The sequence below is a fragment of the Pseudomonas sp. MF09150 genome, assembly GCF_059862355.1.
The window spans coordinates 47,927-66,788 of sequence record NZ_JCBCUS010000018.1 but is presented as its reverse complement, the minus strand read 5'-3'; the positions used below and the strand labels follow the sequence as shown (position 1 = coordinate 66,788).

Here is an 18,862-nt window from a genome sequence, read left to right as displayed (position 1 = left end):
CGATGCTGCTGCCGCCGTGGGAGGCCAATGAGGACTGCTGCTCGCTGCTGGCCAGCTTCGCGGCGTCACTCCCGCTACGGCGGCCATCCCCGATTGCCACGCTGGACATGGCCCGCTACCTGCTCACGGGGTTTGGGGAGCAATGGAACCAAAAACCAACGTAAGCCCGACTAGCTCCGTTCAGAGCCCTCTTCCCAGGCATCCGACTCGATAAAACCATTGCGCAACTTGACCACCCATTGGCGCCGTTATTGACCAGCCGGCTGCATTCTTGACCAGTTATTTGCATTCGGAGTGACCAGGAGGGGGGCAATAGAGAAAACGGAAAAAATCGTACGCTAAGGCCAAGCGTGTTTTGCTAATGAACTGTGCTAGCAGACAAAACCAGCGGCTAGCACAACATCGATTACTTGCATTGCGACACCCAGTACGAATTGCACGGTACTCCAGTCGTTTTGGGCAGCTATAAAATCGAATTTCGTTATCGAAGTTCGATTATTATGGATTAATCTGTGGAAAATCAGGTAGGCCAACGCATGACTAATACCTCCACCGATGACCGCAGCCCATGGTCGGTTTTTCTTATTTTTCTACGACTTGGATTGACCTCCTTCGGCGGCCCCATCGTGCACTTAGGCTATTTCCGTGACGAGTTCGTCACACGACGGCGCTGGTTGTCTGAACGCAGCTATGCTGATTTAGTGGCGCTGTGCCAATTTCTTCCAGGCCCAGCAAGCAGCCAGGTCGGCATAGCGTTGGGGCTATCACGGGCTGGATATAGCGGGGCGCTGGCTGCTTGGACAGGCTTTACGCTGCCTTCGGCCGTAGCTTTAATCCTGTTCGCGCTGGGCATTTCCAACTATGGGGATTCCGTTTCGCCGGGCGCGTTGCATGGCCTAAAAGTGGTGGCCGTTGCCGTAGTCGCCCAAGCGGTATGGGGCATGGCGCGCAACCTGTGTACGGATGGGCTGAGAGTCACAATAATGGCGATTGCCGCCTGTGCTGTCCTGCTCGTACCGTCCGCGTGGGGGCAGGTTGGTGTGATTGCTGCCGCAGGCATCATAGGCCGACTATTGTTCAAGCCAGCACATACTGTTGAGCACGACCCACTACCTATCACGGTCAGTCACCGGGCCGGCGCACTTTGGCTATCGTTATTTTTTGCCCTGCTGATTGGCCTACCGATCTTGGCAAAATTGCTGCCAAGTCCAACGATGGTGGTAGTGGACGCCTTCTATCGTGTGGGGTCACTAGTGTTCGGTGGTGGCCACGTTGTGTTGCCGCTGCTGCAAGCCGAAGTGGTGTCCTCCGGCTGGGTCAGTAATGAATCCTTCCTCGCGGGGTACGGGGCGGCTCAAGCGGTGCCCGGCCCATTGTTCACATTCGCCGCGTTCCTTGGTGCTTCGATGAGCACCGCTCCCTCTGGCTGGGTCGGCGGTATTGTGTGCCTACTGGCTATCTTCGCACCCTCTTTTCTGCTGGTTGTGGGAGCCATGCCATTTTGGGAGCGTCTGCGTCGCAATACAGGCATGCAAGCCGCGCTGGCTGGGGTCAATGCGGCGGTGGTTGGCCTGCTGCTGGCCGCGTTCTATCACCCTGTATGGACTAGCGCCATATTTCAGCCGCAAGACTTTGTCTTGGCCCTGGTCGCCCTTGTCGCACTGATGTTCTGGAAGCTCCCGCCGTGGCTAGTTGTCGTCGGCAGCGGTGCAGCGGGTTGGCTGTTGAGTATCGCGCTGTGAGGCACGAAAAATGACAGATAAAGACCTGTACGGCGGGTTGATCCGCCTGCACATACTTCACCATGCAGCCGAGAAGCCCGTCTTCGGACTGGGAATCATCGAAGAACTGCAACGACACGGCTACGAGCTGAGCGCCGGGACGGTATACCCAATGCTGCACGGGCTGGAAAAGAAGGGCTATTTGACCTCACGCCACGAACGCACCGGGCGACGTGAACGGCGTGTCTATGAGATCACTGAGCAAGGCCAAGTTGCGCTGGTCGAGGCACGTGCAAAGGTTAAGGAACTGTTCGGCGAGTTGATCGAAGGTTGCTGAGTTTACGGCTTCAACTCGGCGTCAGGCGGTTCACTGGCACCGCGTCAGACTAGGGCCGCTTTCTGCATTTTCTGACGCCAAGGCGTCAATCTCTATGGCCTCAACCTGACAGGCCGAATGCTTAGCGTACGATTTTTTCCGATTTCTCTATCGACCCCAGGAGGATCTGAATTGATCTCTCCACCATGTGTACACTGCCTGACAGCGGAGTTCGTCGCGGTTTAATCTAGAAAGACTTGCCCTAGGGAGATCAGCACGGCTGGAAGAACTGACCCAAACGAGGCAGCAGGTCGCATTTGACGATATCTTCACTGTATACTTTATCGCTCAGCCATACCTCTTGAGCTACAGGAACACCAGCATGACTGTACTCCAAACGATCTACTGGCAGCCTACGCCGCCTTAGCGCTACGCCCCCTCGCAACATCTCGCTTCCGCTAGTTTCGCTCGCGGTCGCGTACTGCTGTATGCCCGGTTTTTACACCCAAGGCACACAGCCAAATAATCCTCACAACTTGAATTCGTATCGACGCGCTCGCCATCTGCCTGGTGTGCGTGTGGTGCATTGCCTTGGATATTCTGATGCTGCAATCGCTCAAACAAACGTGGTTTTCCAACGTCCGTGGAGACGTGCTCGCGGGGATCGTGGTCGCGCTCGCGCTGATCCCGGAGGCCATTGCTTTCTCTATCATTGCCGGCGTCGACCCCAAGGTCGGTCTCTACGCCTCCTTCTGTATCTGTGCTGTCATCGCCTTCGTCGGCGGTCGACCCGGCATGATCTCGGCAGCTACCGGTGCGATGGCACTGCTGATGGTCACCCTGGTAAAAGATCACGGGCTTCAGTATTTGCTGGCAGCCACCTTGCTCTGCGGGGCGCTTCAAATCCTCGCTGGATACCTGAAACTGGGCTCTCTGATGCGCTTTGTTTCGCGCTCGGTAGTCACAGGCTTTGTGAATGCATTGGCGATTCTGATTTTCATGGCGCAGTTACCTGAATTGACCAACGTGACCTGGCACGTTTACGCCATGACCGTAGTGGGCCTCGGAATAATCTATCTGTTTCCGTATGTACCGAAGATCGGCAAGCTGATTCCCTCGCCGCTGGTGTGCATCCTGGCCCTGACGGCCATTGCTATTTACCTCGGTCTGGATATCCGCACTGTGGGTGACATGGGCGAACTGCCGGACACGCTGCCGATTTTCCTGTGGCCTGAAGTCCCGCTGAACGTTGAAACTCTGCGCATCATCTTCCCGTACTCAGCCGCCTTGGCCGTAGTAGGTCTGCTTGAGTCCATGATGACCGCGACCATCGTCGACGATTTGACCGATACCACCAGCAACAAAAACCGTGAATGCAAGGGTCAAGGCATTGCCAACATCGCTGCCGGGATGCTCGGCGGTATGGCAGGCTGCGCCATGATCGGCCAGTCGATCATCAACGTGAAATCCGGTGGACGTACCCGTCTCTCCACATTGTGCGCGGGCATTTTCTTGCTGCTGATGGTCGTTTTCCTCGGCGAATGGCTCTCCAAGATCCCGATGGCTGCATTGGTTGCTGTGATGATCATGGTATCCATCGGCACCTTTAGCTGGGATTCCTTGCGCAATCTGAAAGAGCACCCACTGTCGACCAACCTCGTCATGGTCGCGACCGTTGTGGTGGTCGTGGCAACGCATAATCTGGCTTACGGCGTGTTGGTCGGCGTACTGCTGGCTTCGTTGTTCTTTGCGAACAAGGTCGGACATTACCTCGATATCAAGAGCAGTCTTGAAGAGACGGAGTCGCATCGGACTTACCGCGTGGTAGGCCAGGTGTTCTTCAGCTCGGCAGACAAGTTCACCGAAGTTTTTGACTTCAAGGAAGCGCTCAACAAGGTCACCATCGATCTGACACAGGCGCATTTCTGGGATATCACCGCCGTCGCCGCGCTGGATAAAGTGGTAATCAAGTTCCGTCGCGAGGGCGCCGAGGTTGAAGTGCTGGGTCTAAATGAGGCCAGCGCCACAATCGTTGACCGCTTTGGCGTGCATGACAAACCTGGCGCCATCGACAAGCTCATGAGCCACTAAGGAGATCGACAATGACCCACGTAATGGCATGTATTGATAACTCACAATCCTCATTGGCGGTCTGCGACTACGCAGCATGGGCGTCGCAGCGACTCAACGCGCCTCTTACCTTGCTTCACGTATTGGATGAAGAGAAATACCCAGCAGCAGCTGACCTAAGTGGAAATATTGGTCTCGGCAGTCGAGAGCATCTGCTGGAGGAGCTGGCTACATTGGATGCCCAACGCGCCAGACTCGCTCTGGAACAGGGCCAACACATGCTGGAAAAGGCCAGGGAGCGAACGGTCATTTCCGGCGCTGCGTTTCCTGAGCTGAAGCAGCGCCACGGACACTTGGTAGAAAGTCTGAGCGACCTTCAGGAGGATATTCGACTGTTGGTGATAGGAAGAGTGGGTGAAGACAACTCACGCAACGCGCACAGCCTTGGCAGCCAGATAGAAGCTGTAGTGCGAACAATTCACCGGCCTATCCTGATCACAGCCAACAGCTATAAAAAGCCCGAAAAGGTGATGCTCGCATTTGACGGCAGCTCCACAGCCTACAAAACCATCCAAATGTTTGCCGCCAGTTCGCTTTGCAAAGACTTGCCCATTCATCTTGTTACGGTCGGTGCAGATTCGGTGAGCAATCACGAGGCACTGGGAAAAGCACAAAGCATGCTTCTCTCGGCTGGCTTCCTAGTCCAAGCTGAAATCAGACAAGGTGAGGTGGAGTCGGCTCTGCACGATTATCAGACAGAGCACGGCATTGATCTGCTGGTCATGGGTGCCTATGGGCATTCACGCATCAGGCAGTTTTTGGTAGGAAGCACGACTACGACGATGCTTCGAACAGCCACCATGCCTGTATTGCTGCTGCGCTGAGATAACTCTCTAAGCCACAGTGTTTCTACTTATTGAGAAATGCTGTGGTCAATCCCATCTAAGCTATCTGACAACATAGCCCACTGAGTTCGACCTGCGCACCTAAATATCGTCGTCTGGATTACGCAGTGGCCGTAGCTCACCTCGGGCGACCTCTTCTGGTACCGCGAAGGAGTACCGTCCCAACATATTGATGTGCTCGAAGATCAGCGGCGACAAACGAGCCAGGTCTTCGTCCTGTACCGGGTAGCCGTGCTGCTTTAACCGCTCCACGGCAGCCGTCATGTAGAGGGTATTCCATAGCACAATGATATTTACCACCAGGCCCAGGGCACCGAGTTGATCCTCCTGGCCTTCTCGGTAGCGCTGGCGAAGCTCGCCTCGTTTGCCATGGAACACGGCGCGAGCCAGGCTGTGTCGGCCTTCGCCGCGATTCAGTTGGGTCAGGGTGGCGCGGCGCTTGGACTCATCATCAATGTAGGTCAACGTATGCAGGGTTTTCTCGATCCGTCCGAACTCTGCCAACGCCTGGGCCAGACGGGTCGGACGATCTCCCGTTTGTAGGGTGCGCATGATGCCTGTCGCCGGCACTCGGCCAAGTTTGAGTGAGCCAGCCAAACGCAACAGGTCATCCCAGTGCTCGGCGATCAGGTCGAGCTTGACTGACTGGCGAGCAAGTCCGTTGAGCTTGCCGTAATCCGCGTCCGGGCGGGTGCGCCAGAAGCGGGTACCGCCGACATCAGCCAGGCGCGGGCAGAAGTGATAACCGAGCAGACGGAATAACCCGAACACCACATCGCTGTAAGCACCGGTATCGGTCATGATTTGTGTGGGCTGCAATTCGGTCTGTTGTTCCAGCACAACCGCGAGCAATACTAGGCTGTCGCGCAGGGTGCCGGGCACCGTAATGGCGTTAAGACCGGAAAACTGGTCGGAGATCAGGTTGTACCAGGTGACGCCCCGGCCGGTACCGAAATACTTCGGGTTAGGGCCGGCATGTACGGTACGCACAGGTACGACAAAACGCATGCCATCGGCGGAGGCCACCTCGCCGCCGCCCCAGACCTGAGCCAGCTCCAGTTGACTCTGCGCAGCCACCAAAATGGCATTGGCTGCCGACAGGGTATCGTCACGGAGATAGTTCTGGCTCACCCAGGACATTCGGTCACGGCGCAGCGCTTGGTTGTCGTTGCGAGTCAAGGGCTCCAGGCCGGTGTTACAGGCTCCTCCCAAGAGCACTGCGCACAAACTCGTCACCAAGTTGTCGGCCCGCGCATTGCGTTCGGACACATGGGTGAAGGCTTCAGTGAAGCCGGTACGAGCGGCGATTTCTAACAGGATTTCCGGCAAATCGACACGCGGCATCAAGTCGGCCACGGCTGCACGCAGTTGCAGCAACGAGTTGGGCTCTTCCAGCTTCTCCAGCGCTCCGAGGGACAGCTCGGTTTTGCCCTCTGTATTCTCACTCAACTGGATCGCAGGATTGTCGGGCAGGCGAGCGGCGACTGCGTACCAAGTCGCATCCAGCTCGGCAGACAAGGCGTCCAAGGTGGTTTTGGCGTTCACAGTCAGGCCCAGTGAGCGACAGATGATCGGTCGCGCCGACAGCCATTCTGCACCATCGAGCAGACCGATACGCGGGTCGGCATAGCGCCAACTGGGTGCAACAAAGACATCGCGGCGGCGTAGGGCCGTGCGTAGTGCATCAAGGGGATGTAAGCCGGAACCCCAGAAATTTCCGTCACCCTAGTTGGGTGGGCTCAACACTCGTGTCACCAGCTACCTTCTGGAGAATCGAGCTCGGCCATCCCTCCCTGGACGGGCATCGCTCGACGATGTTCAACGGCTCCCTCACGGGGCCGTCGTTTTGTGGGGGCTATTCCATCCACAAGTCGTCGAGGTTCTTGAAGTTCCAGAGCGTCGGGTCTTCGGGGCCAGTGATACTGTCCTTGCAACTCGTGGCCGCCAGGTCGATGGTCTGCATCGGGATCGGCTCTCTCGAGCGTAGCGAGAAGAACACGCGAACCTTGGGAGTCAGCAGTGATTCCATTCCCGGCTCAACGACAACGGCCAGACGCTGAGAGGACAGGCGAACCAAGGAGCCGACGGGGTAGATGCCCACGGCCTTGACGAAGGCGTGGAAGATGCGTTTGTCGAAATGGCCCTCCCACTTGGCCATCTGCCGCATCGCCGCGGACGGGTCCCACGGCTTTTTGTAGGCTCGCTCCGACGTCACGGCATCATAGACGTCGCAGATTGCGCCCATGCGGGCCAGGAGTGAAATGGCGTCACCGGCCAAGCGATCCGGGTAGCCGGTTCCGTCGATCTTCTCGTGATGGTGCAGGGCAATGTCCACCACCCCGGGCTCGGCCCCGCCTGCGCGCAGCATCTTTGCGCCCTCCACAGGGTGGCGCTTCATGATGGCGAACTCGGCATCGGTGAGCTTGCCTGGTTTGTTAAGCACTTCCAGCGGCATCGCGGCCTTGCCTAGGTCGTGCATCAGTCCGCCGATGCCAGCCAGGCGCGTTTGCTCCTCGTCTAGATCGAGATGCCGGGCCAGCGATAGCATCAGGGCGCAGACGGCAACCGAGTGCAGGTAGGTGTAATCGTCGTGCGTTTTGATGCGTGCGACGCTGATGAGGGCATGAGGTTGGCGCAGCACCGAGGCAGCGATTTCTCCGACCAGCGGCAACGTCGTGCTTGGGTCGACGGCCTTGCCAAGCCGGGCTTCCTGGAACATGTCCATGACTTGGGACTTGGCCGCAAGACAGAGTTTCCGTGCATAACACATTTCGCTCTCCATTGAGGTTGCGCCGTCACTTTTCTTGCTTAGTGGACTAGACGGCAGAGATTGCTCCTCCGACAATTCTCTGGGCTCTGGGCTCTGGGCTCTGGGCTCTGGGCTCTCTGGGCTCTCTGGGCTCTCTGGGCTCTCTGGGCTCTCTGGGCTCTCTGGGCTCTCTGGGCTCTCTGGGCTCTCTGGGTCGACTTGGCTTTTGGCCAAGTCGACCCAGACCTCCCCGACGCCACATTCTCGAATGGCAGAGAGATCCTGAGGCTCGGTCAGCAGGAAGCTGCCGCGCCAGAATGGGTGTCGAACCCAAGAGCCGGCGAGCTTGTGGATGTACATGCCGAGACGAAGCTCGGATACGGGAATGCGTTTTACCAACTTATTTTCCTTTCTGAGTTGGGTGGTTAGGCGTGCGCCGAGGCTGGCACCCAGCGGTAGAGCGGAGGTAAGGTCACGCCAAGATTCTTGGATCAGCCGGAACCGCCGAAATTTCCGTCAGCCGATCAACATGGCTTTGTCTCGCGCTCGGTCGATGCGTTCCTGCATCGCCTGCATGACTTCTTCGTGGGTGTACGACTTGGCGTTGGGGTCGTCGGCCTCTCGGAGAGCTTCCTCGACCTCGCGGGTCATCCGCGCATATTCTTCCGGCCACAGCGCTTGCTCCATGCGCAGCGACGCCTGCCCAAGCAGGTGCAGCAGGCCGAACAGCCGCATGTCATTGGTGGCGACGACGTGCTCTCGAATCCGCTCCTGGATCACCTCGCAGGCCCGATGCGCCTCTGGCGTCGCCGTGCCCTCGTAGCCGGCTGGGAGTTCTGCTTCTTCAGCGATTCGCGCCCAAGCGATAGCCAGCGCCTCGATGGTGGACAGGTTCATTTGCTCATCCACTTGCGCAGCAGACGCTTTTTCAGGGAGGCGCGCTCTTGCGGATTGCGTCCCTTGTGGTTGGCAATGCGATCCGCCGTGGCGGCCTGGCGCTTGATGGGCCAGTAGGAGCGGCCATCCTTACCCATCGACCAGACGTTGCTGACCTGGTTTTCCAGTAGAGGCAGATGGGCGCATAGAGCTTCCGGCGACGCGCTGGCCAGCGCGGTGCGCTCGTGGGTTCGCCAGCGCTGATGCCAGAGTTTCTTGTCCTCGCGCTCGCTACGGCAGGTCGTGTGCCCAACGATGGGCGTTTTGCGGCGGCTGCGGCTCATGATGTGGTTGTCTCCAAGAACATTCAGGACAGGCTTTCTGGGTAGAGCGCCGTCAACCGGGACAGGGTTTCTTGCACTTGTTCCAGCGAGGTCATCAGATGATCAACCTGATCCTGAAGATCCACGGCGAGATCAAATAGCTCAGCCACTCGGCTGCGTGATCCCTCGTTGAACGCGGCCATTGCCAGTTGATGCAGCTTCAACAGGTCGGTGCGCAGTTGCGGAGGTGCGCCGTCTGCGCTGTCATTCAAATCGCCGCGCAGCACGTCCACGGCATCGACTGCACGCAGCAGTGCCGTGGTATCGAAATTCTCGGGAGTCAGTTCGTCCCATTCGTCGTCGGTGATGCGGGCTGCCATCAGGAGAGCTCCGATTAAGCGGTTGCGAGCGTTAGATGCCCGATCGGCTCGGCTGCTGGCCGTACCTTGATTTCGATGTCGTAGCCGAGGCGATTCAGACAATCCATCAGCTTGCGTTCGGATAGATTGGTGAAGTCGCCGCGCATCATGCCCGACACCTTCGGTTGCGGGATGCCCATGCGTTTGGCCGCCGCTTGTTGAGTCAGCCCAAGGGCGCGCATGGCCCTCCTGATCTCGACCACCAGGCCGGTCTTGATCTTGAGCTTTTCAGCGTCAGGCAGTCCAAGGTCGGCAAAGACGTTGCCCGAGCTGCGCTGAACCTCGACGCCTTCAATGATTCGTTTTTGCATTTCGTAGCTCCTGTGCCAATACCTCGGCCACCTTCAGCCGAGCGCGGATGATGTCCATGTCGGCCTTTGGCGTGGCGATTCCGCTCTTGCTCTTCTTCTGGAAGCAGTGCAGGACGAACACCGCTTCCGCAAACTTGACCGTGTATACCGCTCGATAGGTGCCGCCGGCATCGTCTTCGACGACCTCCAGCACGCCGGCACCACCGAACCCCTTGAGCACCTTTGCTGCGTCATCCTGATCGCCTATCTGCGCCAACGAGAGCGCGTAACCGAAACGGCGACGCACGTCGGACGGCAACGCCATCAAATCCTTGTGGCTGCTCGCGATCCATTCGAGCGGTTTTTCTTTGTTTGTCATGACGGAATTTTATACCTGTTCAGGTAATGATGTAAACGCGGCAACCTCAAGGAGGTGTCGTAAAACATTTGTTTTGCGACAGGCTGTCAGCCGCCGCTGTGCTACCTGTGCAACACCCCCTCAAAAATGTACGGAAAACTCTATCGCTATTCACTATTATGCGGAAACCTGTTTTTGATGGTTATCCGCCTATGTTGGTTGGCTACATGCGCGTGTCGTCGGACTCCGACCGCCAGAGCACGGACTTGCAGCGCGACGCGCTGCTCGCCGCCGGCGTCGATCCGCGTCACCTGTTTGAGGATCGTGCCTCTGGCGCGAAGGATGACCGTGCCGGCTTGGCGCGGGCGCTTGAGTTCGTTCGAGCCGGCGATGTGCTGGTGGTGTGGAAACTCGACCGGCTCGGTCGCTCGCTGTCGCACCTGCTCGCCATTGTGACTTCGCTCAAGGACAAGCGGGTGGCGTTCCGCTCGCTGACAGAGAACCTGGACACTACGACGCCCTCGGGCGAATTCCTGTTCCAGGTGTTCGGTGCGCTCGCGCAGTACGAGCGCGCCTTGATTCAGGAGCGCGTCGTCGCGGGCTTGGCCGCCGCACGCAAACGCGGCCGGATCGGCGGCCGGCCGCAGGCGATCACTGGTGAGAAGCTGGACGCCATCGTCGCCGCGCTCGATGGCGGCATGTCTAAGGCGGCGGTGTGCCGCAACTTCAATGTCAAGCGCACTACGTTGATCGAAACATTGACGCGAGCAGGTTGGCGTGGTGCGGGAAGGACGGTCGATGAGCAACAAGAATAAGCTACTCACCGTCTTTTCTGACGCAGAGCAGGAAGCCTTGTACGGCCTACCGGACTTCGACGATGCTCAGCGGCTGGAATACCTGGCGTTGACCGAATCTGAACTGGCGTTCGCCAGCAGCCGGCCTAGCCTGCAGGCCCAAGTCTATTGCGTCTTGCAGATCGGCTACTTCAAGGCCAAGCATGCTTTCTTCCGCTTCGATTGGCATGAGGTCGAGGACGATTGCGCCTTCGTGCTGAGTCGCTATTTCCACGGCGAAGCGTTCGAACGCAAGGCGATCACCAAGCATGAGCACTACAGCCAGAGGGGTCAGATCGCCGAACTGTTCGGCTACCGGTCGTGGGCGGCTAGCTTCCTGCCGCAACTGGCACAGCAGGCTGAACAGATCGTGCGGCGCGACGTAATGCCAGGATTCGTGGCCGCCGAACTGATCGTTTGGCTCAGCGAGCACAAAATCATCCGGCCCGGCCACACCACCTTACAAGAGCTGGTCAGTGAAGCCCTGTCCACCGAACGCAGGCGCTTGGGCGGCTTGCTGGCAGAAGTGTTGGACGAATCGGCCAAAGCTGCGCTGGGCCAGCTCCTGGTGCGTGACGACACCCTGTCTCAACTGGCAGCGCTCAAGCAGGACGCTAAAGATTTCGGCTGGCGTCAGATGGCAGGGGAGCGCGAGAAGCGCGCCACGCTGAAGTCCTTGCACGGGATCGCCAAGGCGCTGCTGCCCAAGCTCGGCATCTCGCAGCAGAACCTGCTGTACTACGCGAGCCTGGCGAACTTCTATACCGTCCATGACCTGCGCCACCTGAAGGCGGAGCAGACCCGGCTCTACCTGCTGTGCTATGCCTGGGTACGTTACCGGCAGCTCACCGACAACCTGGTCGACGCGATGGCCTTCCACATGAAAAAACTTGAGGACGAGAGCCGCACGGGTGCGAAACAGTCCTTTGTCGCCGAACAGCTGCGACGCCATCAGGAAACGCCGCAGGTTGGCCGCCTGCTGTCGCTGTACGTGGACGACAGCGTGGCCGATCCGACGCCGTTCGGCGAGGTGCGCCAACGCGCCTACAAAATCATGTCCAGGGAATTGCTGCAAAACACGGCGCAGCGCATGAGCGTCAAGCCACTGAACAAACTGGCGCTGCACTGGCAGGCGGTGGACGGCCTGGCCGAACGCATTCGACGCCATCTACGGCCGCTGTACGTCGCGCTCGACTTCGCCGGCACGGCCCCCGATAACCCATGGCTCGCGGCGCTGACTTGGGCCAAGAGCGTGTTCGCCAAGCAGCAGCGCCTATCACAACGGCCACTCGACGAATGTCCGGCGGCAACGCTGCCGAAACGCTTGCGTCCGTACCTGCTGATGTTCGATGCCGAAGGCACGCCGACAGGCCTGCATGCCGATCGTTACGAATTCTGGCTTTACCGTCAGGTCAGGAAACGCTTCCAGGCGGGCGAGCTCTACATTGACGACAGCTTGCAGCACCGGCATTTGTCCGACGAGTTGGTTTCGATGGACGAGAAAGCCGCCGTGCTCGCGCAGATGGACATCCCCTTCCTGCGGCAGCCGGTCAGTGCCCAGCTCGATGCACTGGCGGCCGAGTTGCGTGCGCAATGGGTGGCGTTCAATCGCGAGCTGAAACAGGGCAAGCTGACGCACCTGGAATACGACAAGGACACGCAGAGACTGACCTGGCGCAAGCCCAAGGGGGAGAACCAGAAGGCGCGCGAGCAAGCTCTCTACGAGCAACTGCCATACTGCGATGTCGCCGACGTGTTTCGCTTCGTCAACGGCCAGTGCCAGTTCCTGTCGGCGCTGACACCATTGCAGCCACGCTATGCGAAGAAGGTAGCCGACGCCGACAGTCTGATGGCGGTGATCATTGCCCAAGCCATGAACCACGGCAACCAGGTTATGGCACGTACCAGCGACATCCCGTACCACGTCCTGGAGAGTACCTACCAGCAGTACCTGCGCCAGGCGACGCTACATGTGGCCAACGATTGCATCAGCAACGCCATCGCCGCACTGCCGATCTTCCCGCATTACTCGTTCGACCTCGATTCGTTGTACGGTGCCGTTGATGGGCAGAAATTCGGCGTCGAGCGACCAACTGTGAAGGCGCGCTACTCGCGCAAATATTTCGGCCGCGGCAAGGGCGTCGTCGCCTACACGCTGCTGTGCAATCACGTGCCGTTGAACGGCTACCTGATAGGCGCACACGAGTACGAGGCTCACCACGTGTTCGACATCTGGTACCGCAACACGTCGGACATCGTGCCGAGCGCGATCACCGGCGACATGCACAGCATCAACAAGGCCAACTTCGCCATCCTGCACTGGTTCGGACTTCGTTTCGAGCCGCGCTTCACCGACCTCGACGACCAGTTGCAGGAGCTGTATTGCGCCGATGATCTGGCATTGTACGAGAAATGCCTGATCCGGCCGGCTGGCCAGATCGACCGGCAACTCATCGTCGGTGAGAAGGCGAACATCGACCGAATCGTCGCCACACTGGGCCTGAAGGAAATGACGCAGGGCACGCTGATCCGCAAGCTGTGCACCTATACGGCGCCGAACCCGACGCGGCGCGCAATCTTCGAGTTCGACAAGCTCATCCGCAGTATCTACACACTGCGCTACCTGCGCGACCCGCAACTGGAGCGTAATGTTCACCGCTCGCAGAACCGCATTGAGTCCTATCACCAGCTACGCTCGACCATCGCCCAAGTCGGTGGGAAGAAGGAATTGACCGGCCGCACCGACATCGAAATCGAGATCAGCAACCAGTGCGCCAGGCTGATCGGCAACGCGATCATCTTCTACAACTCGGCGATCCTGTCCCTGCTGCTGACGAAGTACGAGGCAGCTGGCAATGCCAAGGCGCTGGCGTTGATCACGCAGATGTCGCCAGCGGCCTGGCGGCACATCCTGCTGAACGGGCATTACACCTTCCAGACTGACGGCAAGTTCATCGACCTGGATGCGCTCGTGGCGGGACTGGAGCTGGGCTGACGGAAATTTCTGGGATTCCGGCGTACAACCCCGTAAAATAGAAGAGTGAGCACTTGATTTGCTGGTGCTTTCAAACAACGGTGTTGTTTTTTTAACAGCCGAACTGGAAAGGGAGGCTGAGCTGCTCAGTGATCACTTTATCCGTTGGCTGATTTACGCCGGCATGTTCGCTACAGGCACTGAACGACAACGCAGATGGTATGGTCTGTGCGTTCTGACTCGTCAAGGATCGGCCAATGGATCGTTTGTCTAATTTGCTCTCGCGGTTCGGCGTGCGGGCCAATCTGTTCTATGACGGCGACCTATGCGGCTCTGCATCTTACGATGGCGCCGAGCGGCGAGGTTATATCCATCTGCTTCAGGCCGGCAGCGTGACGTTGCTTGGTCCCGATCGCAAGGATTTGCAGCTCACTCGCCCTAGCTTGATTTTTATGCCACGCCCCGCCAAGCATCAATTGTTTGCGGGTGAGTCCGATGGCGCAAAGTTGTTGTGTGCTTCCATGGAGTTTGAGGGCGGAATTGATAATCCTTTGTCGGCTTCATTACCGGACTGTTTGGTGCTCGCACTCGATGATCTGCCCATGCTGGCAGACACGTTGGAGTGGATGTTTGCCGAGGCGGCAAATGTGCATTGTGGAAGGGAAGCCGCGCTTGAGCGCTTATTTGAGCTCCTAATCATTCTGTTGCTCCGTTACCTGCTCGATCATCACCAGTTGCGCACCGGAATGATGGCTGGACTGGCCGACATGCGGCTTGCCCGATCGCTTTTACAGATGCACAACTCCCCGGAACATGCCTGGTCAATAGCAGAGCTGGCCAGTGAGTCAAATATGTCACGCGCTGCGTATGCCGTGCATTTCAAGAGTGTCATCGGACAGACGCCTGCTGATTATTTGTTGAGTTGGCGAGTTAGCCTGGCTCAGAAGCTGATGCGAGAAGGGCGCTCGATTACGCTGATTGCAGCTCAAGTCGGCTACGAAAGTCCTTCGGCGCTGTCTCGCGCATTTAGACGCAAGACGGGGTTGAGCCCTCGTGACTGGTTGAAAGATCTGGCGGGGGAAAATGATGGCAAAAAGGCCTAAGGCATTACTGCCTTAAGCCATTGAAAAAATTATGCATTAATTTTACGTTTTTCCAGTTCAACCAGCGAATGGCCTGCCACAAATATCGAAACAGCAAGCAACCCTAAGTCTTTAAGCAGAAACTGACCTGGCGCAACGGAAATCGCCGGAAACCCTAAACTAGGCTCAATGACGCCCGGAGTGGAAAACATAAAGCTAAGGGTTGTGAAGAACAGGCCTGCAGACAGAGCGCCTCCTACCACGGATAGTTTGGGCGACAGCATGCGGCCTGCGATCAGAGTGCCGATCGAAATCTCTAGTATGCCGAGCAGGCTGGAGAACATGTCGACCGAAAAAATGCTATACACCCATCCCAAAAGCGGGCTGTTGCTCACCAGTGGAACCAGGCCCTCGGCCTCGTAGTGGGTAAATTTCATGCCGCCGAACCAGAAGTAAATAATAGCGAGAGCCAAGTACGCGCCATAGATACCTAGCCCCATAGTTTTGGTTCCAAGCGTTAAGTGGGCCTGTACGCTGGACTTCGAGTTTTCAATGCCTATGGTTTTCATGTCTGAGCTTCCAGTAGTGAGTGAGAGTGTGTTGGCTGCCGAACGCCGTATGCGTTGGCGATGAGATGATTATGGCTGGCATCTCTAATCAAGAGGCATCAGAAAGTATTGATTTCAGTGCAGATCGTCTTGGGCGGTGCAATTCGCGATGAAGGGATCGCCGTGGAGAGCGATGAGTGCACTATTTCGATAAAGGAGTCGTTTTACATAGGTCGATGAAGCGCGTTGCGGCATCGCCTACTGTCATTTCTCAAATCTGACTATGGGGCTTGGGGCGAAGGGCGGCACTGACTAGGCTTAGAACAGCTACCAACTAGCCGCGCGGCCGCGATGCACAAAGAATGGTAACTGAGCCGTGAGTGCGGTGGGCGCCCGCATTTATTTCCAAACCCTACAGATACATCGATCTTCGACTTCAACCGGGCAGATAGCTGTTGCAGCAAGCCTATCAATCGACTTTGACGTGTTAAAGAGGATAGGTTTTCCAGGGTTGGGGAACAGCATGCCCTGCAGAACGACACACGTCACTTTTGTTAAATTAATAAGCTAGCTACCTATTGGGCATAACCTTGCAATTTGCTTCAATTTACGCACATGCACTTGCGACCTCAAAATGCAACGTAAGCCCCGAATATCTCCATTATTGTCGCCGCCAGCCTTAGTTACAGCTGCTATGATGAATGAGATCGAAAACTGAAATCCCCCACTAGAATTGTTGACTGGAGTCAAAATGAATAAAAAGCGGCCGGTTAATCTTGATATTCGAACCATTCAGCTTCCTCTCACGGCGCTTACATCGATTCTGCACCGGATTTCAGGAATTATGCTCTTTATTTTTCTGGGACTGATACTGTATATGCTGAGCAAATCGTTGGAGTCAGAAAAGGGTTTTAATGAAGTCAAGGAGATTTTTTCTTCACCTTTCGGCAAAGTTAGTTTCTGGTTGGTATACTCTTCATTTATTTATCATCTCGTAGCCGGAATTCGACACCTAGTTATGGATGTGGGTGTTGGTCATACTTTGAAAGGCAGCAATCGCGCCTCTACTATTGTTTTAGTAGTGTCGGGTGTTTTAATGGTTGCTGGCGCCGTATGGATTTGGTAGCTGTGGAGTCGTAATGCGTATTTACAAGGACTAAAAGCGTCCTTTAAAGCTAACTTACGAAAGTATTTATAATCGACGGTTCACGCTTAAACGGTTGAATCCTTTCGGGCTTCCGAATAGCTGTTAGCTGAAAGCTATCATGAGCTAAGTTTTCTGTGCATCATCAAATGTGTTAATGGGAGCGCCATAGTACTAGGTACAAATATGGCTCTAGGACAATGTTAGATGTTTTGGATTTTGAGGCGGATCGCTCTTATCGAAGATCGTCTAATTCGCTCTGAAGCGCAGGTTTTTTGAAACTATCACCTGGTTGGCACACTGTGCGAATCAACATCAGATATGAGAAAGCCAATCAGGTGAACACTACCCTCGAGGGCTCATCTGTCCAGTTAAAGCCTCGAGTCTTTCTGGGTGCGCAAAAGACAAGAAGGTTATATGGGAAAATTATGAGGCCTGGATACCATGCGTCATGGGCGTGCCGATGCTGTGAGTGACAGAGCGAGAAGCAAGTGAAAGTCCCTGAAGTAGGGGCGGGATGCGCCCGAGTGGCATTTTTTGTCTTAAGGTAGATCGCGTAGCTGTTCTTCAGAATAATCTTCAGAGCGTTGACGACAGCCATCGCTGTGCATTCCTCAAGAATAGAATGTGTCGGAAGGGTGGCGTCATTGGTGTTAGTCATCGCTTAGGATTTCTCAATCTGGCTTACACGGGCGCCTGTACCGATATCCCCGCGGATGGCGACGTATCGATGTTGAATTCCTCGCCAGACGAAGTGCAATGAGCTGCGGCTATAGGCTTGCGCAGCCTTAGATAGCCGGCCGTCGCAGGCGCGCCGGTTGGCCGGGATCTTCTTCTGCCCGTCAGGTGTCCGGTCGGAACTCCAGCACGAACGCTACGACCTTTTCGGCGGACATTTCGCACGGCTTCAACAATGTCCTATCTGATGTAACGCGGAAGAGGTTGAAGCTGACAATGTCAGTCCCGTCCAACTCCCTGGCGAACAGACTGTTGCGACGTCCGTCCCCAGATCGCCGGACGATCAAGCTGAAACGCCGGCCTTCATAAGTCCCTTCTCTGTATCCCTCCGCAAGCTTCGCGAAAGCGGCATCGAACTCGGAATGCTCCATGTCATCCATCCTTATTGATAGAACAGAGGCGCGGCGGGTGCGAGACCGCCAGTGCCGGGTCGCGCTAAGGTGCCGGGCAGATTCCTGCAGCCGACGAGGCCCGGGGTGGGCAGGATAATTGAGATGTCGGCGCCCGCATGGCTATCAGCGAAGTCGTCCGTCCAGTCTGCTAGGCAACGTCCACGCCTTTCCAGAAAGCGATGTAATCCCGGATACCCTCGGCATCCGGAGTGGGGGCGGGATAGGTCCAAGCGGCGTTCACGTTGAGCGCGTCACCCGCGCGAACATGAAAGAAGCGCGCGGCGCCTTTGATCGGACAGACAGATGTGTGCGGGCTCATCTCAAGCAGGCTCAGGTCGACTCCTGACGGTGGGAAGTAGTGATTTCCCTCGACGATGACTGTTTCGTCGCTTGTGGCGATAGTAGTGTCTTTCCAGATGGCTGAGACCAACGGACTCTCCTTTTGTATTCATCAACCGGCGAAGGCTCGCGGGCTGGCTGCCCCAAGCCGCACCTCCTCAGGTGGCAGGCGGGTTGCGCCCGAGAAGTTTGTCGAGCTCGCCTCTGACATCGAGCGCGAATAGCTCATCGGAGCCACCGATAAGGGTGCCATTGATGAAGATCTGCGGCACGGAGCTTCGCCCCGACGCTTCCGCCATGGCCTGCCGGTGAGCCGGATCCGCCTCAATATCGAGCTCCTTCCATCGCACGCCCTTTTCCTTGAGGAGCGCCTTCGCTCGGCGGCAGAACGGGCACCAATTCGTGGTGTACAGCAATACATCAGTTGTCATATTGCATCTCCGGCAGTTGCACGCGGATCGCTGTCATGGCGTTGATCTCCAATTCGCGGCGTTCAAAGATGGCGACTGCACCTTGGCCGACATCGGAGCAGATGCTGACGATTGGCCGCTATCCAGGCGACATGGCCCAAAGTGCTTTCACCGCCAGGCAGAGGCCGCACGCGCCTCCTGTAGCGCCGAGCCGATGCTCTAAGGTAACCGAGCCTCGATTGGGACGGAAGCGGTCCCGCTCGAATCGCCCATCATGCTGGTCGAGCATATCAGGACGACGGATAGTGCAGGAACTTTCAAATTGAGCTTGATGTCGAGCCAGGTATCGCGAGCGAAGGCGTTCTAGAGGCCGGG

The 18,862-nt window shown here is 57.0% G+C and carries 18 protein-coding genes and 1 pseudogene; 8 read left to right on the top strand and 11 right to left on the bottom strand.

The annotated features are described in order from the left end of the window. The first annotated feature begins 536 nt into the window (after positions 1-536). The 4 genes from chrA (at position 537) to AC19YX_RS34230 (ending at position 4,991) form a co-directional block, all read left to right on the top strand. A complete protein-coding gene (gene chrA / locus AC19YX_RS34245) occupies positions 537-1,742 on the top strand; it encodes a chromate efflux transporter (protein ID WP_017735062.1) in 1,206 nt (401 codons plus the stop codon). Between the two features lie 10 nt (positions 1,743-1,752). Then, the gene (locus AC19YX_RS34240; RefSeq protein ID WP_017335982.1) at positions 1,753-2,058 is read left to right on the top strand and encodes a PadR family transcriptional regulator; all 306 of its coding nucleotides are present in this window, start codon (positions 1,753-1,755) and stop codon (positions 2,056-2,058) included. A 582-nt stretch (positions 2,059-2,640) separates the two neighbouring features. Continuing rightward, positions 2,641-4,128, top strand: a complete 1,488-nt coding sequence (locus AC19YX_RS34235) for a SulP family inorganic anion transporter (RefSeq protein WP_017735063.1) — start codon at positions 2,641-2,643, stop codon at positions 4,126-4,128. Positions 4,129-4,139: 11 nt separating this feature from the next. Continuing rightward, positions 4,140-4,991 carry a universal stress protein gene (locus AC19YX_RS34230; protein ID WP_017735064.1) on the top strand — a complete coding sequence of 284 codons (852 nt, stop codon included), beginning with the start codon at positions 4,140-4,142 and terminating at the stop codon, positions 4,989-4,991. A 102-nt stretch (positions 4,992-5,093) separates the two neighbouring features. Here the strand turns inward: AC19YX_RS34230 and AC19YX_RS34225 are convergent. From AC19YX_RS34225 to AC19YX_RS34195, 7 genes and pseudogenes are all read right to left on the bottom strand, one after another. Then, positions 5,094-6,701 (bottom strand): annotated as a pseudogene (locus AC19YX_RS34225) (Tn3 family transposase); the annotation flags it as partial. Between the two features lie 166 nt (positions 6,702-6,867). Then, the gene (locus AC19YX_RS34220) at positions 6,868-8,160 is read right to left on the bottom strand and encodes a cyclic di-GMP phosphodiesterase (protein WP_198834241.1); all 1,293 of its coding nucleotides are present in this window, start codon (positions 8,158-8,160) and stop codon (positions 6,868-6,870) included. Positions 8,161-8,277: 117 nt separating this feature from the next. Then, the gene (locus AC19YX_RS34215; protein WP_001054412.1) at positions 8,278-8,658 is read right to left on the bottom strand and encodes a hypothetical protein; all 381 of its coding nucleotides are present in this window, start codon (positions 8,656-8,658) and stop codon (positions 8,278-8,280) included. Further along, a complete protein-coding gene (locus AC19YX_RS34210; RefSeq protein WP_000091614.1) occupies positions 8,655-8,981 on the bottom strand; it encodes a hypothetical protein in 327 nt (108 codons plus the stop codon). The genes AC19YX_RS34215 and AC19YX_RS34210 overlap by 4 nt, the downstream gene beginning before the upstream one ends. Positions 8,982-9,004: 23 nt before the next feature. Beyond that, positions 9,005-9,340, bottom strand: coding sequence for a hypothetical protein (locus AC19YX_RS34205; RefSeq protein WP_000741275.1), 336 nt, complete (start codon positions 9,338-9,340; stop codon positions 9,005-9,007). Between the two features lie 14 nt (positions 9,341-9,354). Continuing rightward, positions 9,355-9,690 (bottom strand): helix-turn-helix domain-containing protein, encoded by a 336-nt coding sequence (locus AC19YX_RS34200; protein WP_001172026.1) that lies wholly within the window; start codon positions 9,688-9,690, stop codon positions 9,355-9,357. After that, positions 9,671-10,048: a type II toxin-antitoxin system RelE/ParE family toxin gene (locus AC19YX_RS34195; RefSeq protein WP_003151133.1), complete on the bottom strand. Its 378-nt coding sequence runs from the start codon at positions 10,046-10,048 to the stop codon at positions 9,671-9,673. The genes AC19YX_RS34200 and AC19YX_RS34195 overlap by 20 nt, the downstream gene beginning before the upstream one ends. A 191-nt stretch (positions 10,049-10,239) precedes the next feature. Here AC19YX_RS34195 and AC19YX_RS34190 point away from each other — a divergent pair, with 191 nt between their 5' ends. From AC19YX_RS34190 to AC19YX_RS34180, 3 genes are all read left to right on the top strand, one after another. Further along, positions 10,240-10,842 carry a recombinase family protein gene (locus AC19YX_RS34190; protein WP_010465829.1) on the top strand — a complete coding sequence of 201 codons (603 nt, stop codon included), beginning with the start codon at positions 10,240-10,242 and terminating at the stop codon, positions 10,840-10,842. Beyond that, positions 10,826-13,855 carry a Tn3 family transposase gene (locus tag AC19YX_RS34185; protein ID WP_010799689.1) on the top strand — a complete coding sequence of 1,010 codons (3,030 nt, stop codon included), beginning with the start codon at positions 10,826-10,828 and terminating at the stop codon, positions 13,853-13,855. The genes AC19YX_RS34190 and AC19YX_RS34185 overlap by 17 nt, the downstream gene beginning before the upstream one ends. A 236-nt stretch (positions 13,856-14,091) precedes the next feature. Next, entirely contained in the window at positions 14,092-14,937 is an 846-nt protein-coding gene (locus AC19YX_RS34180; RefSeq protein WP_003464995.1) for an AraC family transcriptional regulator, read from the top strand. 29 nt (positions 14,938-14,966) lie between these two features. On the opposite strand, the gene AC19YX_RS34175 is transcribed toward AC19YX_RS34180, so the two are convergent. Then, positions 14,967-15,485, bottom strand: a complete 519-nt coding sequence (locus AC19YX_RS34175; protein ID WP_003464991.1) for a YkgB family protein — start codon at positions 15,483-15,485, stop codon at positions 14,967-14,969. A 730-nt stretch (positions 15,486-16,215) separates the two neighbouring features. On the opposite strand from AC19YX_RS34175, the gene sdhC reads away from it, so the two are divergent. Then, positions 16,216-16,590 carry a succinate dehydrogenase, cytochrome b556 subunit gene (sdhC, locus tag AC19YX_RS34170; protein ID WP_005005993.1) on the top strand — a complete coding sequence of 125 codons (375 nt, stop codon included), beginning with the start codon at positions 16,216-16,218 and terminating at the stop codon, positions 16,588-16,590. A gap of 860 nt (positions 16,591-17,450) precedes the next feature. Here sdhC and AC19YX_RS34165 read toward each other — a convergent pair. The 3 genes from AC19YX_RS34165 to grxC all read right to left on the bottom strand — a co-directional run bounded on the left by AC19YX_RS34165 (position 17,451) and on the right by grxC (position 18,508). Then, complete coding sequence (locus tag AC19YX_RS34165; protein WP_003464988.1) at positions 17,451-17,717, bottom strand: hypothetical protein; 267 nt, start codon at positions 17,715-17,717, stop codon at positions 17,451-17,453. 169 nt (positions 17,718-17,886) lie between these two features. Beyond that, on the bottom strand, positions 17,887-18,168 hold the full coding sequence (locus AC19YX_RS34160) for a DUF427 domain-containing protein (RefSeq protein WP_003464986.1): 282 nt from the start codon (positions 18,166-18,168) through the stop codon (positions 17,887-17,889). Positions 18,169-18,235: 67 nt separating this feature from the next. Further along, the gene (grxC, locus tag AC19YX_RS34155; RefSeq protein ID WP_005005995.1) at positions 18,236-18,508 is read right to left on the bottom strand and encodes a glutaredoxin 3; all 273 of its coding nucleotides are present in this window, start codon (positions 18,506-18,508) and stop codon (positions 18,236-18,238) included. Between the last annotated feature and the right edge of the window lie 354 nt (positions 18,509-18,862).